This is a genomic window from Levilactobacillus wangkuiensis (genome assembly GCF_016861605.1).
In the GTDB taxonomy this organism is placed as follows: domain Bacteria; phylum Bacillota; class Bacilli; order Lactobacillales; family Lactobacillaceae; genus Levilactobacillus; species Levilactobacillus wangkuiensis.
Genome location: NZ_BOLM01000003.1, coordinates 98,266 through 113,861, shown reverse-complemented (window position 1 = coordinate 113,861; position 15,596 = coordinate 98,266). Strand labels below are relative to the sequence as shown.

Below are 15,596 nucleotides of genomic sequence, written 5' to 3'. Positions count from 1 at the left end.
TAGGAAAGGCACGCCTAAATTTACCGGCGTGCCCTAATCGTTTCATATCATTTAATACCTAAGCCGTGACGGTTTCTGCCGCCCTGACCTTGGCGCGGAGCTGTTCCTTTTGGTCTTCGGGGATGAAGGCGCCGTCGATGGCGTTTAGCGTGAGCCGTTCGAGTAGGGACCAGTTCAGGCCAAATTGTTCGTGCATCTTCATGACCTCGCTGGTCAACGTAACATCGGAGACGGTGCGGTCGTCGGTGTTTAGCGTGACCTTCAGACCGGCACTGAGGAACTCTGCCAGCGGGAAGTTTTCGTAGCCGTCGATGGCCTTGGTCTGCACGTTGCTGGATGGGCACATTTCAATCGTGGCGCCCGCGCGCTTGGCTTGTTCGATGGTTGCTGGGAAGCCACTCATGTGTACGCTGTGGCCGATACGCTTGGCGCCTAACGTCAGAGAGACCGCCACGTTATCCACGGGACCCGCTTCGCCAGCGTGCAGCGTGAATGGCAAGCCCGTTTTGAGACCAGCCTTGACTGCGGGGGCGATTTCCAAAGCTGGGTGATTGAATTCATCGCCGGCAAAGTCTAAGCCGACCACACCCTGGTCCTTGAATTTCGCCGCCGTCTGGAATACGTCGATGCATTCGTCCAGTGGGCGATCACGCATGGCACAGACGATGGCGTTGACGGGGATGCCGAAATGTTTGGTGCCGGCATGTAAGCCGTCCAGCAAGGCTGCGATGACTTCTTCAACGGAAAGGCCCTTGGCTGTGGAAATTTGTGGGGCAAACCGGGCTTCTAAGTAGATGAGACCATCTTTGGCGGCCGTTTCGACCATGTCGTAGCCGGCAATCTTCAGTTGTTCCGGCGTTTGCATCAGGTCGGTCACAATTTGGAATCGTTTCAGGTATTGGATGAGGCTGTCCGTTTCCAAGGGTGCCGTGGTCAAATCGTAAAGCGCGGCATCGTCGGCGGGCAGTTCGGCCCCGGTGACAGCGGCCATCTTCCGCAGGGCGGACAGAGAGAGTGAGCCATCGAGGTGGCAGTGCAATTCAACCTTGGGGTATTGTTGGACATTTTCTTTAGTAAAAGGTTTGACGTGGGACATTGCTGAACTCCTCCTTCAATATGTAGCGTACTACGCCATTCTGGGCTGAACTTTGGCGTTGGGTGGCGCCTTACCGGGCGGAAAAAATGAGATCGGAACGCTGTGGGCAGGACGCCCAGAGCCAAAGGGCGGTCTCTGGACTCGCTTTGAACCGCCAAGACCGCGTTTCAAAGTCGCTATTTACGCTGCTAGCGCACCGTAAATCCCACGGCTGGACTCATTTTTTCCGCCCTCACGGCTAACACTGGTTTAGCCCAGATGGTGTGGCTGATTGTTTTTAGTCATGATCAAATGAAATTTCAGCCAATAGCTTCCTTCCAGTATACCATGTAAGCGTTTAACTATCAGTGCAAATTAGGTTGGTTTTGACGGGTTCGCAGCGAAGAACGGACTTTCTCCTCAGAAAAACGTCAGTATTTGACGGTAGCTTGCGTACGTCCTGAGGCGGTTGTTTCGTTGACCTAATTAATGCTGGTACCAGCCAAAATATTTTTTGCGAGTGGGCGGTGGCTAGGGTTCCCGTGAGCGTTGGGCTGGGGACTGAGCTGACTTCCCCGTTGAACGATTAAGGGGTGCTATTTATCGGGTTTCGTGCTAATATTTAGGCTTACCCAACTGTTTTAGGAACTCTTGGTTTGCGATTCTCGCAGGTGAGTTGACTGGTTTCATGCAGGCAGCTTTACCCGTGAAAATGCTGATTAAGATGTCAAATTTTACATTTTCTTTAAATGGCGCAAAACCATTGTTTCCGCGGGGTAAACATTATATGATTAGTTTAATTAAAAAGGCTAATTTGGCGCGATTATGACCGCTGATTAGACCAGCTTGGATGGCAATTAGTTTGGTTGACAAGTGAATCACCATAAAATAAGTCAATATCATAAATAACATTAGCAACTTAAACAACTTGGCGTACCACCATTCGGGGGAGTATGACCAGTCTTGGCAGTTACTGGTTTCAAAAGAGAAGGAGCAATTAAAATGGATCAATCTTACACGCGGCTTACGCGGGAGCTCATCCGCAACCGGCGCGCGGGCAAGCGGCGGTACATAACCGGATTCGACGGGATTCGGACACTAGCCGTTTTGGGGGTCATCATCTATCACCTGGCGCCATCGACGCTACAAGGGGGCTACTTAGGGGTTCCCATTTTCTTCGTAGTTTCTGGCTATTTAATTACTTATTTACTAATACAAGAATGGGATTCAACCCATAGCATTAATATTTTAGGTTTTTACGGGCGACGGTTGAAACGACTGTATCCCGCGCTAGTCACGATGTTACTGGGAACCACGGCGTACATCACGCTGTTTCAGCGGAGTTTGTTGGCCAATATTCGGGGGACCGTGCTGACCAACATGATCTACGGGTATAACTGGTTTGAAATTAAACACGGCCAGTCCTACTTCGACCGGTTCAGTGGCGAGTCACCGTTTACCCATCTGTGGTCGCTGTCCATTGAAGGCCAATTCTACTTGATCTGGCCGTTCGTTGTGCTGGGACTCCTCTGGTTCCTGCGTAAACGGGCACGGGCAGCCGCCATTCTGTTTGGTATCGCCATCTGCTCAGCAATCGCAATGGCTGTGCTGTACGATCCCGCCAACACTAACCGGGTTTACTACGGGACGGACACACGGATGTTTGCGATTCTGGTCGGGACCGCCATGGCCTTTCTGTGGCCAGCGCATAAGCTTAATGAAAATGTGACGACCGCCCATCGGGTCATTTTAGATGTGGCCGGGGGTTTGTCCTTACTGACTTTAGTTTACATGTTCTTTACCATGAATGGCCAAGCGGCTAGCACGTACCGGGGCGGCATGTTCTGGTTCACGGTGTTGTCCGGTATCCTGGTCGGCACAGTGGCCCATCCCGGGAGTGATTTAAACCGGGTGCTGACTAACCGCGCCTTCAGCTACATTGGCCAACGAAGCTACGGCATTTACCTGTACCAATTCCCCGTGATGATTTTCTACGAATCACGGATCAACATTGGGAATCATCCGTTGTTAAACTCGCTAATTGAAGTGGCTCTGATCATGCTGGTCACCGAGATCAGTTACCGCTGGATCGAAAATCCCATGCGGCACTACCACTACGGGCAAATCACCAATGACGTGGCAAGCTACCTGCAACAACCACGGGCGCACCGGCTGGTCAACAGTTTGGGCGTTGTCGCGGCCTTGCTATTTGGCTTAACGGCAGTCGGCTTTGTCCAACAGCCTGCCGCAGCCAAGCCAACGGCCCTGCAACAGACGATTACGCAACGATCTGCCGCAGCTAAGAAGAAGAACGAAGCGGCCGCCAAGAAGCAGAAGGCCTTAGCCAAGGCGGCTTCCAAACGTAAGCACGAAAAGGCCGTGGCATTCTCCAAGATGTCCAAGGCCAACCAGAAGACGGCGAAGTATTACTTCTTAACGGCCGATGAGTTGATGACCAGTAAGCAAACGCCATTGACGGCGGTCGGGGACTCCGTCTTGTTGGATGACTCCGGTGACCTGCAAAAGGTCTTCCCAGGCGCCATCGTCGACGGGGCTGTGGGTCGTCAGGCCGATGCCATGCCAGGCATCATTAGCAGCTTGTCGCAACGCGGTCAGCTCGCCAAAAATGTGCTGGTCAACATCGGGACGAACGGGTACGTGACGCCAGCGCAGGCTGACCAAATCGTGCACGCCATTGGCCCGAATCGCCAGATTTTCTGGGTCACGGCTCACGTGCCAACGCGTGAATGGCAAAATTCCGTGAACAACCGAATCAACAAGACGGCGGACAAGTACAAGAACGTTCACGTGATCGACTGGTACACGACGGCGCAGAACCACAGTAGTTGGTTCGTTAGCGACCACGTGCACCCGAACGACCATGGGAATCGCTACTACACCTCCCTCATCGCCAAGACCATCACCAAGGTCACTAACGCGAAATAGTCTCTGGCAACGCCTTACCGGGCGGTAAAAATGAGACCGGAACGCTGTGGGCAGGACGCCCAGAGCCAAAGGACGGTCTCTGGACTTGCTTTGAGCCTCAAGAAGCGAGTCTCAAAGACACCATTTACGCTGCTAGCGCATCGTAAATCCCACGGCTGGGCTCATTTTTACCGCCCTCACGGCTGAGACTGGTTTGGGTTTGTGAGCTTGTTGTGGGACGTTCGTTTTGAACTCTTAAATATAAAATGATCTTTACGACAGGACGTTTTACCCATGTTTTTGGGTGAACGTCCTGTTTTGTTTTGGTCAGCTTTCACTGAAATTTTGTGCAGTGTGTGAGGCAAAATGGGTTCGTTTTCAGGGAAATTGTACGGCGAAAAAACAGTGAAGTCGCTGGGCGATGATGGGACTTCACTGACTGCCGAATACCGATTTAACAGGGATTTGGCGTCTTTAATTTCCGCCACCTTTTCGCCCCTTAACGTTAGTTGGTTTAATTTACCGTTGGGGTCAGATTTTTACAGTTTTTCAGTCGTTTTTAGGAGATTATCCCGGTCACTTTTTTCCGTGCGTGATATGATACCAAGTGAATTCAGAGATGGATTCACATATAATCTACGGGGGGAATTGTTATGATGAAGAAAGTTGCAATGATTGCTGCGGCAGCTGCGATGGTATTACCTTTAGGGTTAGGCGCCATCGCACCCGCCCAAGCCGAAACGACGGCATTTGCGGCCGCTAAAGTAGCTGCGAAAAAGACGACGTTGACGCTGGTAAGTAGCAAGGCCATCAAGAAGGCGGCCTTCCACGTGAAGAGCGGCAAGCCAGCCCTGTATAGCGCAGCGTTTGCGGCCGACAAAGCCAAAGTTACCATGGCTAAGAAGGGGACCTTAGCTGGTGGCGCCACTTACTACGCAACCAAGAAGATCGTGGTGAAAACCAAGGCGACCAAGACGGCCAAGGCCAAGAACGTCACTTACGCTTACATCAAGAGCGCTAACGGCAAGGTCAAAGGCTGGGTCGCCCTTTCCAAACTGACTGCGGGTAAATTTATGGCTGCAGACGGCAAGAAAGTGGTCAAGGCTGCCGACAAGATCTCTAGCAAGACCTACACGCTGGTAAAGGCAACGAATTTGAAGAAGACCGCTTACCACTTTAAGGCGAACCAACCAGCTGTCTTTAGCGGCAAATTCGCTGCTAACCAGTCCAAAGTGACTTTAGCTAAGAAGGGCGTTTTACCAGAAAGCAGGACCTTCTACGCAACGAAGAAGATTACCATCAAGCAAAACAAGAAGAACGTGGCCTACCTGTACATCACTAAGGAAGGCTGGGTTAAGGCTTCTGCGTTGACTGCTGGCAAGTTCATGGCGGCTGACTAAGGAAAGACCTCAGTAGGTTTTAAAATGGCGCGGGGATGCGGTCCCACGCCATTTTTGTGTGGCCAGCCAGTATAACAAAATTTGTAAAGGGTCCGCCGTGCTATTTGCGTAACATCATGGTAGACTTGAGCCAATCAAAAAGGGCCGCCGCGTACCAGCACGACCACCCTCCCTGGCTTCAGTTACGAAAACGTGGCCAGCAACGAACACCAATAACCTCCCCGTTACTAACCTAAATGATGCGTGGGAAGGTTATTTTTTTTGAGTATGATCACGATGGTCTTTGTAGATTGCGAATATCAATGCAAGCACCGATACGCCTACGCCACACCTACGCCACACCATGTAGCCAAAGCTGAAGCCTCTTTTGTTGGATTTAGTCAAAGACCCATCCCCTTAAGAAACAAAACAGCCACCGTTCCCGCAACGTTCACAAGACCCAGCATACCAGATAATGGTTGGATAACTGGTCTAGACGTCTTACAAATTTCCTTATAAAAACGTTGAAGCCATTCCGGCTGGTATTACAGTATTTGTAAGGGGTCAACGCGGTAACTGTGAGGCAAAGGTGGTAGACTTTGAACTGTTCCGATAGAGATATTGGCGACGAACAACAGCTTTCTCGTCACTTGGCTAAGTGTCAGGGAAGGCTATTTTTTTTGCGAAAAATTCCGTAGAAAATTAACGATTATCGCCAAATCACAGGCAACCAGAGCGATTACATCCAGCTAATCATCACGGTTAGTCTGGCTGAAATCAGTCCAAGACCTGTTGAGCAAATGGCGCCCAATTCGATTGCTGAGACCGGTTGCGGGTTAAACCAGTGTGAGCCGCAGGGATGGTGAAAATGAGCTCAGCCGTGGGAGTTCCCTTGGTGGCAGAGCCACTTAGGGAACTGATATCTTTGAGACGCGGTTCTTAGCGGCTCAAAGTAAGTTCGGAGACCGCTCTTTGGCTCCGGACGTGCGCCCACAGCGTCCCGGCTCATTTTCACCGTCCCGGAGGCGGATGAACGAAACTAGTTTAACCCACATCTAATCATTTAGATAAGCCGGCAATCAAGATTGGACCGTCCAATTTCGCCGGAAAATTGTAACACGACCTGTTGCAATCGCCGTTAGATTAAGCTTTCCTAGCGTTTCTTAGAAATGGCTAATTTTCAAAGTAAACGCTTTACAATGCATGACAAAGCAAGCATAATGGAGTCGTAAAAGGCACATGAATCTACGGAGGTGTTTTTGATGGTAAAAACAAAAGCAGTAATGATCGGTGCAGGTTTAGGGAACATGGCCGCAGCGGTTTACCTGATTCAAGAGGCCCATTGGAGCGGTAAGCAAATCACGTTCTACGGGGTCGATATGCATGGGGCCAACGATGGCGGCACGACCAGCGAATTCAATGATGAATACTGGAACAAAAACCATCCTCTAGACAACCAAACGGGGTACGTTGCCCGTGGTGGCCGGATGCTGAATTACCGGACTTACGTTGATTTGATGGACTTACTGGACCGGATTCCTTCCGCTACTGAGGACGGGATGACGGCCGCTGAAGATACCCACGACTTTGATTCTCATCACCAGACCTACGACAAGGCGCGTCTGTTGCAGGGTGGCAAGGGCATCATCGACGGCGGCAAGCTGGGTCTGAACAACAAGGACCGCGTCTTACTCTCCAAGTTAGTCTTAATGCCAGATGAAGAAGAAACTAAACTAGACAATATCACGATTGCTGAATACTTTAAGGACGATCCGCATATGTTCCAAACCAATTTCTGGTACATGTGGGAAACGACTTTCGCCTTCAGAATTGAAAGCTCCGTCCAAGAATTACGGCGTTACATGCACCAAATGATTTATGAATTCACGCAAATTGAACACCTGGTTGGGGTCAACCGGACCCGTTACAACCAATTTGAAAGTATCATGCTGCCATTGATCAACTACTTGAAAGATCAAGGCGTGACCTTTATTGATAACCGCATCGTCACGGACTGGGAGTTTGCGGACAGTGCCTTACAAGACGAAATCACGGTTACCGGTTTACACATCAAGAATTTGGAAACGGACAGCGAAGACTTAGTCGACATCGATGACGACACCGCCGTGATCTTTACTAACGGCTCCATCACCGACTCCGCCACCATGGGGGACTACAACACGCCGGCCCGGGAAAACATGGAATACGGCATCAGTGCCGCCCTCTGGAAGAAAGCCACGGAACGCTTCTACAACCTGGGGACGCCAGACAAGTTCTTTAACGACCGGAAGAATTCCGAATGGGTCAGCTTCACGTTGACCACGAAGAACCACCTGCTGTTGAACGAAATTACCCGGATCACCACGCAAGTTCCTGGGAACGCGTTGAACTCCTTCCTGTCCACGACGCCAATCACGCCACTGGGCCAGAAGGATGTGAACATGTCCATCGTGGTTCACCACCAGCCACACTTTACCACCCAGAAGCCAAACGAATCCGTTATCTGGGGCTACTTCCTGTACCCACGCCGGACGGGTGAATTCGTCCACAAGCAGTACATCAAGATGACCGGTAAGGAAATGGCGCAAGAACTGATTGGGCAACTGTCCAAGGTCGACCCTGGTCCCGTTAACATTAAGAGCAAGGAACCAGAAATCATGGACAGCATCATCAACAACATTCCGGTCTACATGCCATACGCCTCAGCTCTGTTCAACAACCGGGCTAAGACCGACCGGCCAGAAGTCATTCCGGCACACTCCACGAACTTGGCCTTCACGGGTGAATTTGCGGAACAGCCTTACCAAATGATCTTCACGGAACAAAGCGCCGTTCGTTCGGGTGAAATTGCTGCTTACCACTTCACGGGCATCTCGATGGATAACTTAGTCGACACGCCACGGTATGACAAGGATCCGAAGACATTGTTGAAGGCAACGAGAAGAATGTTTAGCTAAATAATTAGGGGTAGGGGCCGGTTAAGTGGGGCAGTCCTCCTTGCGACGGCCATCGCTTATGTTGTGGGCACAACGCCTTTACCCTGGAAATGAAGGAACCGACCTGATTGGGTTGGCTCCTTTTTTGTTGGAAATTGAAGGGCCTGGCTAGTCTTGTTGCGCCAAGGATGTTAGATTATCCCCAATACAGTCATCGAGGAGGCCCATCGTGACAGAGGTAGACGCACAAAATAACCATCCCCAACCAGAATCAACTGATCAAGACCACGAAAAACTGACAGAGTTAGAGGAGGCGCTCGCTGATGTGAAAGCGGGACGCGTCACGACGTTTAGTAGCGTAGAAGAATTTTTTGCCTTTTTGGAGCATCCAGAAGATTAGCAAACCAAACAAAAATGGCAGCTCAATCATCGCTGATTGTGGCTGTCATTTTTTGTCGGCGAAATTAACTTGCCAAGCTATTCACATTGGTTCGATGTTCAGTGGTTCCTTGCCAGAAGGGCACTTTGACGACACCCATCACCTTGTTGGCACTGACGTAGCCCCAGGCCCGGCCGTCCTCGGAAACGCTGCGGTGGTCGCCCAGGACGAAGTAGTGCCCCTTAGGCACCCGGTTGCCCTTGTAGGTCCAGTTGCCCTTTTGTGCCAGGGAACTCAGTGTCCAATCGCCGGTTCCCGTGGTCCGCTCATTCTGGTTGATGAAGGACTGATTGATTTTTTTATTATTGACGTAAATGTAGCCATTTTGGCTGACGACCTTGTCGCCGGGCAGGCCAATCACGCGTTTGACGTAGTTGGTGTTCTTGGCCGCAGCGGGATCCTCGCCGTAAGCGTCGAAGACAATCACGCTGAGGCGTTTTAACTTAAGCGGCTTGACCACGACCATCCGCTCCTGGTCGACGAGGTTGGGTTCCATGGAGTCCCCCGAAACCTTGACGACCTCAAACAGGAAGGTCCGCACCAGCACCACTAAGACGAGCGCCACTAAAATGGGGATGATCCAACTAAAAACACTGCGTAACACTTTCATGAAGTTATTTCTCCTTGGTTAATTAGGATTAGGGGCCAATCGATTCTGGGGCAGGCAGGATGACCACCACCCACGGCGACCGCTAAATTCAAGTTGCGGATATCTGTGGTCAATTCTAGCATAGTGGACCCCAGCGTTAGCCCGTTTAGGCGGCCGTTTAGGAAAAAATTAAGTAAACCCCAAGAAAATTCGTTCAAATGGTAGCGTTTTCAGTGAAAATATGTAACAATGAAGACGTAAACCGTTTTATTAACGAAGGAGGATTCATCATGGCTGATAAACAAGAATTGTTAAAGGTCGCAACTGACATGCTCGACAAGGCGTACACCCCATACTCGCATTTCCACGTTGGAGCAGCAGCGGTCGGTGCCAGCGGCAAGATTTACGGTGGCTGTAACATTGAAAACGCTTCGTACGGTGCCACCAACTGTGCCGAACGGACGGCAATCTTCTCCGGTATCGCTGCGGGTGAAAAACACTTCACGGCTTTGCTGGTGACCGGGAACACGGACGGTCCAATTGCCCCTTGTGGGATTTGCCGTCAGGTTATTTCCGAATTCTTTGATGCCGATGCGCCGATCTACCTGACCAACCAGAAGGGTGCTTTCACGGAGACCACGGTTGAGGGCATCCTCCCCGGCGCCTTCGTCGACTTGAACTAATCGTAAACGGGTCCATCCGAAGTTCGCTCCCGACGGCGGGTTCAAGGTGCCCTGCTATGGGGCCGGTTCCAGCCTGTGAAGCGGGCTTCCACCTCAACTTTGAGCCAAAGTGCGGTCTCAAAGGTTGTCCCGTGGGCTAGGCTGGAAAAGAACTCCAGCCAAGACCACCGACACAGCCGGGAACCTTGACCCGCCTCTGGTCGCTGACACGGATGTGGGCATTTACGGTTAGTTCAAGGAGCTTGGTTTTGTCCTTTTCACTTTTTCCTGCGACTAGGGCCAGCTCCATCCATTGAAGATTGAGTTGAGGCGTGATTGCTTGTGTCTAGTGGATAACCACGAACTGTTAGGTTAGCTTAAATTTTTGAATACTTAGAATGTGACGCTCAGTAGAAACTTGCTGAGCGTTTTTGTCGTGGAGTGGGAAGGTAGCTATGGATTTGGTGCGGGTTAAACCAGTGTTAGCCGCAGGGATGGTGAAAATGAGCTTAGCCGTGGGAGTTGCCTTAGCGGCGGGCTTGGCCACTTAGGCAACTGCTATCTTTGAGACTCGGGTTGTGAGGCTCAAAGTAAGTCTGGAGACCGCTCTTTGGCTCCAGACGGGCGCCCACAGCGTTCCGGTTCATTTTCACCATCCCGGAGGCGAATTGCCTAACCAAACCCAAAGCGAATTAGCTGAAATCGTAAAATTCAACGCACAACCTGAGCCGGAGGAAGCCAGGACGGAGCCAGCTGTGTCGAGGGTGTTAGTCGGCGTTTCTTAGCCGGCTTACAGCCTGGGACGACTTTGGAAACTCGCGAACTTCAGCGAGGTTTCAAAGCGAGGTGGAGGACCGTTCCTCAGGCCGGAACCGGGCCCCACAGCAGGCGTAGTCCTGGAAGCCGCAGGCGGCCAATCCTCCACAACCAGCACCAAACAAGAATTTTACTATTTCAGATAAATTACTTTGACACACACAGTAGTACGTGATACAGTAGTCTCATCAAAACAGAAAAGGAAGTGGCAGCATGGCTGAGGTTATTTCCAAAGATTTAATCCGGGGCCATACGGATACGATTATTTTAAACATCCTTCAGCAGGGGGATAGTTACGGCTATCAGGTGGCTAAGCAGGTGAAGGCGCTTAGCGATGGCCATTATGAATTGAACGAAGCCACGCTGTACACGGTCTTTCGGCGATTAAAAAAGAACGGCGCGTTGACGGATTACTGGGGCGATGAGTCACAGGGATCACGGCGCAAGTACTATCACATTACGGCAACCGGCACGGAAATGTTGCAGGTGAACACGGCGGCCTGGCGCGTGGCCAAGCCAATTATTGATGATCTGATCACAGGCAAGATTACTGAGGAGGAAGACTAAGCATGGACGATATCACAATGGAAATTCGCACCCGGCTGGACCAACTATTCAGCCAATACCAACCGTCACGCGCACTGACCGAGTTGAAAGAGGAGTTGGTCGGTGACCTGACCGAGGCTGTCACGGATAAAGTCAATCAGGGCCAGGACCCAACCAGCGCCATCGACGAGGCCATGGACCAACTGGGGGACATCGATACGCTACTCAAGGAAGTGGCTGACGATGAGGGTACCACTAAAAATGCCGACACCACGGAGCGTGACGACACGACCGCGTCCGGTTCTGACCAAGACAGCGACGGTGAAACCATCCACATCGACAACACCGGTGATGAATCCCGCGTCCAAATTGGTAAGCTGCAAATTCACGGCGACAAGGTGACCTGGGGCGACCACGTGCTGGTCGACGGGGACAATGATAAGGTTGATCTTGGCAAATTGGTCCAGGTCGATGGGGACCACGTGACGGTGGCCGATGGCTTGGTCGACGTGGACGGCGACGACGTCAAAATCAACGGCGAGCGGCCCCGGCGGACCTATGTCGAATCCCTGCGGTTGGTCAACACGCAATCATTTGCCATCGAAGACATCAATGAACTCGACATTAACTACCGCGATGCCGCTATCAAATTGGGGCCGGCCAGCGCTGATAAAATTGTGGTCAACGAGTACATGAGCCGCGACAACAGCCGTTACTACCTGCGGGCAGCCCGGCACGGCAACTTGTTGGTCATCAAGCAGGGCGACCGGCCGCGGTTGTGGCCACTTCATGCCCGGACTGAGATTTTCCTACCAGTTAGCTTAGCGGGCAAGGTTCTGGTTCACGCCGGCAACGGCAGCTTGGAAATCAGCGACTTGCGGGCCGACTTAGCCGTCGATGCGCACGCCACGAACGGCAGTGTGCGGGCCTTCGACGACCACCTGAAGCAGTTGAAAATGCACTCGACCAACGGCTCCGTACGGCTCGACCAGGTGACGGCCACCACCGATTTATTTAGCAAGAACGGGAGCGTCACGGTGCGTGAGGGTGCCGGGGATGTGCGCGTTGAGTCTAGTAACGGCGCGGTCCGAATCGCCGATCACGTCGGGAACGCCGACCTGCGGAATCACAATGGGGCCATCAAGCTGGATGGCGTCACGGGGCAGGTGCACGCGGCCACGGCCAACGGCACCATTCGCGGGCGAAACGTGAACGGCGGGGGGATCTTCAGTACCGGCAACGGCAGCGTGAATTTACAGCTGACGGGCCTGACCAGCGACGTGTCCGTCGAGAGTGGTAGCGGCAGTGCCACCTTGCAGATGCCGTTACTGACGGACTACCAATTTGACGCGAAGAATTGGAGCGCTAGCGTCAAGGTGCCAGAAGAGGCGAAATTAAGCCTCGATGACCACCACCACAAGATTGGCACTGTGGGGGAGAACGCTGAACACCGTGTGACCATTCAAGCCAGCTCTGGTAGTATTCGTTTAAGTTAGAATGCCTTAAAAAAATCCGTGGATAGTCAATCTAATTGACTGTGCACGGATTTTTTAGGGCAATTGGTTTAGGCCACTCAATTAATCAATCTATGTAACTTTCTAATTGTTACCAGTTCACTTAAACTGTGGTCAATTTTTTGGGCCGTGAGGGTTTATAATCTAGGTAGACTAGGACTAACTTAAAAGGGACTTTTTCGGAATTTGCGGATTGCCGAAAAAGCCAGACGGATTAAATGAAGACAGCGTTTTCTTTGAATTGTAAAGAAAAAGCCAACAATTTAGCAAAAAGGGGTTTATTTTTTGCTGGGGAGAGGCGATACTAGAAGAAGTTACTGACGAGAGCCCTCGTAGAGATGCCACCAAGATTGTAATTGGTGTAAGCGCACTTGGCTGATCCCGGTCAGGGGAATTTCCCGAGAATGGCCCGCGGCTAAACCGAGGTAAACGGTGGAAGCTGAAACGTAGTCGACGGTTCCCGTATACGTAACGTTATTGAATATTAGCGTGGTCACTTGATTGTTTTGATAGGCTAGTTGGAGTAGGTGCTTAATTGGCTGGCTAACACGTTGCATGATAATCATCACGTCCTTGATGAAATAAGATTAATTTCATTATAGAACATCCGTTCGCTTTTTAAAACCCAATTTTTAAATACTACTGGATAACTTAATTTCATGGTAAAATGTACGGAGGGTTGTCCATTTGGGAAAAGCTGACCGGTGACGGGCGGAATTTCATCAGCTAGAATTAAGACCCGTAGCTGTGCGCAATCAAAGGACATAAATGACAGCGCCTGGCGCTGGACTAGAAGGAGTAATGGACTGATAATGACAGAATCGACTAATGAGGCTGTAACCGAAGCTGAACTGAAAAAAGAATTTGACGATCTTTACATGCACATTTTCAAATATATTGGTGACTTTGTCTCCATCCCTACGCAGAAGTATAACCTCACCTTCGAAGCGTTTATGGTCATGGACAATGTCGCCCGAAGCAAGAACGGCCAGACTTTGGTTGAACTCGCTAAATTAGAAGGCGTCTCCAAGAGTGCCATTGCTCGCCAGGTCAACGTTTTGTTGAAAGAAAACTACGTGATGCAAAAGGTTGACCCTAACGACCGTCGGGTGAAGTACATTACCTTGACGGCTGCCGGGAGCCGGGTTCAACGGAACCTCTCCCAAGCCACTGACGAACGGTTCCACCGTTGGTTAGAATTTTTCGGTGGCAAGGACGAAGCCGAACGCTTCATTCGCGTGCTTCACCAAGCTAACGAACGGGCCGTCGCTGCCGGGTTCGTCGGCTTCGACAGTCTGCACGACAAGCGCCGGAACTCCAACCGGAGCCACACGAATCACTAGTAAATAAGTAAACTGTTGAAAAGGCGTGGGCATTCCACGTCCTTTTGACTGCGTAAAATTAAAAACGGTGTGACCTTGAGAAATTTCTCGGTCACACCGTTTTTTGTTGTCGAGATGCTGGCGCCACATAAATAGTTGTATCAAAAAAGGTTCAGTCAGCGGAAGCGGTCATAGGGACCAAAGGATACGTAAGTGCTAACCGAACCAGCGAAACGATTTTAATACGTAATATAAGAGAAACCAGAAACCGCAGCGTAACTAAACGCCAGTGTAGGGGATGGCGGCGGAGGCAGGCAAGGATGAGACCTGGTGTCGGTGTTCTTAGATCGAGCGATTTTAGCTCGACCTTAGAACACGGGCCAACCTTCCAGACGTGATTTGTCGGCTGGAAGTTGCCCTGAAGACCGTACTGCAGGCTTCAGGGCTGCCCCACCAGCGTCGAAATCCTTGACCTGCCGCAGCCGGAATCCCCGGCCGACAAGCAGTTTATTTACAGCGTTGGCTTTCGCGGGTTAGACGGCGGTAGACCTCCGCCCCCACCAGATCATTCGTGACCATCCACACGATGTGGCCCAGCGATTCGGACACGTGTTCCTCCGTGGGTTGGTCCTCAGCGGCGGGAACGGTGCCCATGGCTGGCATGATGCCGAGATGGAAGGCGACCCAGATGGCGAGGCCAAACCAAGTGCCAGCGTCCTTTTTCACGGCCGGAATCTTCTCACCGATGATTTGGTAAAGTACGGCAAACGTGGTCGAGAAGCCAAAGTGAATCACGTAGCTGACCCACGGCAATTGTTGGCCGGAGTAGGTGTAGGTGGCGTGCGTTACCTTAGCAGGGATGCCGAATTGTTCCAGCAAACGCTGGGGTGGGTTGGTGGCGTTGCGCTCCTCGGTGCGGGGTGGCAGGACGTTTTCCCAGCCGAGCTTAACTAAGCCGGAAACAATCCCGGCCGCGCCGCCAGCGATGACGGCTGCGCGGAGATTCAATGGATGACGTTTAAAAAGAGACATGGAAGATTCCTCCTTCGGAATAGTTGCTACGCCCTAAATTATAGCCTTTCGGGGATGGGATTGGGGCAGATTTGTTTGTGGATTTTGGAACAAAATGATGAAAGAAAATCTAACGTCGCTATCCCCGCACAAAATTTTAGAATATGGTAAGGTGAAACGGTAGCGCCGATGACAGGGGAAGCAATTATCTGACTAACATTACAAGACAGTCTGTCGTCAAATCAGTTAAAGAGTTATCCATGAATTGAGTACAGACTAACGCCACGTCAGCCGTAGAATTGCTGAAAATAAGCCAACGCGGTCGATGTGAGTGACCAGAGGCGGGCCAAAGTGATCAGCTGTGTCGGTGGTCTTAACTGAG

12 protein-coding genes are annotated in these 15,596 nt (G+C 51.3%); 8 read left to right on the top strand and 4 right to left on the bottom strand.

The window, feature by feature from the left end; genetic code table 11:
• Nucleotides 1-58: 58 nt before the first annotated feature.
• On the bottom strand, nucleotides 59-1,096 hold the full coding sequence (add, locus tag JUF13_RS02860; protein ID WP_203637622.1) for an adenosine deaminase: 1,038 nt from the start codon (nucleotides 1,094-1,096) through the stop codon (nucleotides 59-61).
• A gap of 981 nt (nucleotides 1,097-2,077) precedes the next feature.
• Here add and JUF13_RS02855 point away from each other — a divergent pair.
• The 4 genes from JUF13_RS02855 to JUF13_RS02840 all read left to right on the top strand — a co-directional run bounded on the left by JUF13_RS02855 (nucleotide 2,078) and on the right by JUF13_RS02840 (nucleotide 8,715).
• Nucleotides 2,078-4,021: an acyltransferase family protein gene (locus tag JUF13_RS02855; protein ID WP_203637621.1), complete on the top strand. Its 1,944-nt coding sequence runs from the start codon at nucleotides 2,078-2,080 to the stop codon at nucleotides 4,019-4,021.
• Nucleotides 4,022-4,653: 632 nt separating this feature from the next.
• Nucleotides 4,654-5,400 carry a hypothetical protein gene (locus JUF13_RS02850; protein ID WP_203637620.1) on the top strand — a complete coding sequence of 249 codons (747 nt, stop codon included), beginning with the start codon at nucleotides 4,654-4,656 and terminating at the stop codon, nucleotides 5,398-5,400.
• 1,241 nt (nucleotides 5,401-6,641) lie between these two features.
• On the top strand, nucleotides 6,642-8,336 hold the full coding sequence (locus JUF13_RS02845) for an oleate hydratase (RefSeq protein ID WP_125764368.1): 1,695 nt from the start codon (nucleotides 6,642-6,644) through the stop codon (nucleotides 8,334-8,336).
• Between the two features lie 208 nt (nucleotides 8,337-8,544).
• Nucleotides 8,545-8,715 carry a hypothetical protein gene (locus tag JUF13_RS02840; protein WP_203637619.1) on the top strand — a complete coding sequence of 57 codons (171 nt, stop codon included), beginning with the start codon at nucleotides 8,545-8,547 and terminating at the stop codon, nucleotides 8,713-8,715.
• A gap of 64 nt (nucleotides 8,716-8,779) precedes the next feature.
• Here the strand turns inward: JUF13_RS02840 and lepB are convergent, their stop codons facing one another.
• Nucleotides 8,780-9,364, bottom strand: a complete 585-nt coding sequence (gene lepB, locus JUF13_RS02835) for a signal peptidase I (RefSeq protein WP_203637618.1) — start codon at nucleotides 9,362-9,364, stop codon at nucleotides 8,780-8,782.
• 269 nt (nucleotides 9,365-9,633) lie between these two features.
• Between lepB and JUF13_RS02830 the strand changes: the two genes are divergently transcribed.
• The 3 genes from JUF13_RS02830 to JUF13_RS02820 all read left to right on the top strand — a co-directional run bounded on the left by JUF13_RS02830 (nucleotide 9,634) and on the right by JUF13_RS02820 (nucleotide 12,863).
• The gene (locus tag JUF13_RS02830) at nucleotides 9,634-10,026 is read left to right on the top strand and encodes a cytidine deaminase (protein WP_125764372.1); all 393 of its coding nucleotides are present in this window, start codon (nucleotides 9,634-9,636) and stop codon (nucleotides 10,024-10,026) included.
• Between the two features lie 1,008 nt (nucleotides 10,027-11,034).
• Nucleotides 11,035-11,388: a PadR family transcriptional regulator gene (locus JUF13_RS02825; protein ID WP_203637617.1), complete on the top strand. Its 354-nt coding sequence runs from the start codon at nucleotides 11,035-11,037 to the stop codon at nucleotides 11,386-11,388.
• A 2-nt stretch (nucleotides 11,389-11,390) separates the two neighbouring features.
• Nucleotides 11,391-12,863, top strand: a complete 1,473-nt coding sequence (locus JUF13_RS02820) for a DUF4097 family beta strand repeat-containing protein (RefSeq protein WP_203637616.1) — start codon at nucleotides 11,391-11,393, stop codon at nucleotides 12,861-12,863.
• Between the two features lie 332 nt (nucleotides 12,864-13,195).
• Here the strand turns inward: JUF13_RS02820 and JUF13_RS02815 are convergent, their stop codons facing one another.
• Nucleotides 13,196-13,438, bottom strand: a complete 243-nt coding sequence (locus JUF13_RS02815) for a hypothetical protein (protein WP_236000673.1) — start codon at nucleotides 13,436-13,438, stop codon at nucleotides 13,196-13,198.
• Between the two features lie 255 nt (nucleotides 13,439-13,693).
• Here JUF13_RS02815 and JUF13_RS02810 point away from each other — a divergent pair, with 255 nt between their 5' ends.
• The gene (locus JUF13_RS02810; protein ID WP_203637614.1) at nucleotides 13,694-14,224 is read left to right on the top strand and encodes a MarR family winged helix-turn-helix transcriptional regulator; all 531 of its coding nucleotides are present in this window, start codon (nucleotides 13,694-13,696) and stop codon (nucleotides 14,222-14,224) included.
• A gap of 486 nt (nucleotides 14,225-14,710) precedes the next feature.
• Here JUF13_RS02810 and JUF13_RS02805 read toward each other — a convergent pair whose 3' ends face one another.
• Nucleotides 14,711-15,235 (bottom strand): DUF1440 domain-containing protein, encoded by a 525-nt coding sequence (locus JUF13_RS02805; protein WP_203637613.1) that lies wholly within the window; start codon nucleotides 15,233-15,235, stop codon nucleotides 14,711-14,713.
• Nucleotides 15,236-15,596 lie beyond the last annotated feature (361 nt).

What these genes read in the sequence shown, in the direction of transcription:
- JUF13_RS02855 (WP_203637621.1), top strand. Translation starts at nt 2,078, where the DNA reads ATGGATCAATCTTACACGCGGCTTACGCGGGAGCTCATCCGCAACCGG.
- JUF13_RS02850 (WP_203637620.1), top strand. Translation starts at nt 4,654, where the DNA reads ATGATGAAGAAAGTTGCAATGATTGCTGCGGCAGCTGCGATGGTATTA.
- JUF13_RS02815 (WP_236000673.1), bottom strand. Translation starts at nt 13,438, where the DNA reads ATGCAACGTGTTAGCCAGCCAATTAAGCACCTACTCCAACTAGCCTAT.
- JUF13_RS02830 (WP_125764372.1), top strand. Translation starts at nt 9,634, where the DNA reads ATGGCTGATAAACAAGAATTGTTAAAGGTCGCAACTGACATGCTCGAC.
- lepB (WP_203637618.1), bottom strand. Translation starts at nt 9,364, where the DNA reads ATGAAAGTGTTACGCAGTGTTTTTAGTTGGATCATCCCCATTTTAGTG.
- add (WP_203637622.1), bottom strand. Translation starts at nt 1,096, where the DNA reads ATGTCCCACGTCAAACCTTTTACTAAAGAAAATGTCCAACAATACCCC.
- JUF13_RS02810 (WP_203637614.1), top strand. Translation starts at nt 13,694, where the DNA reads ATGACAGAATCGACTAATGAGGCTGTAACCGAAGCTGAACTGAAAAAA.
- JUF13_RS02845 (WP_125764368.1), top strand. Translation starts at nt 6,642, where the DNA reads ATGGTAAAAACAAAAGCAGTAATGATCGGTGCAGGTTTAGGGAACATG.
- JUF13_RS02820 (WP_203637616.1), top strand. Translation starts at nt 11,391, where the DNA reads ATGGACGATATCACAATGGAAATTCGCACCCGGCTGGACCAACTATTC.
- JUF13_RS02825 (WP_203637617.1), top strand. Translation starts at nt 11,035, where the DNA reads ATGGCTGAGGTTATTTCCAAAGATTTAATCCGGGGCCATACGGATACG.
- JUF13_RS02805 (WP_203637613.1), bottom strand. Translation starts at nt 15,235, where the DNA reads ATGTCTCTTTTTAAACGTCATCCATTGAATCTCCGCGCAGCCGTCATC.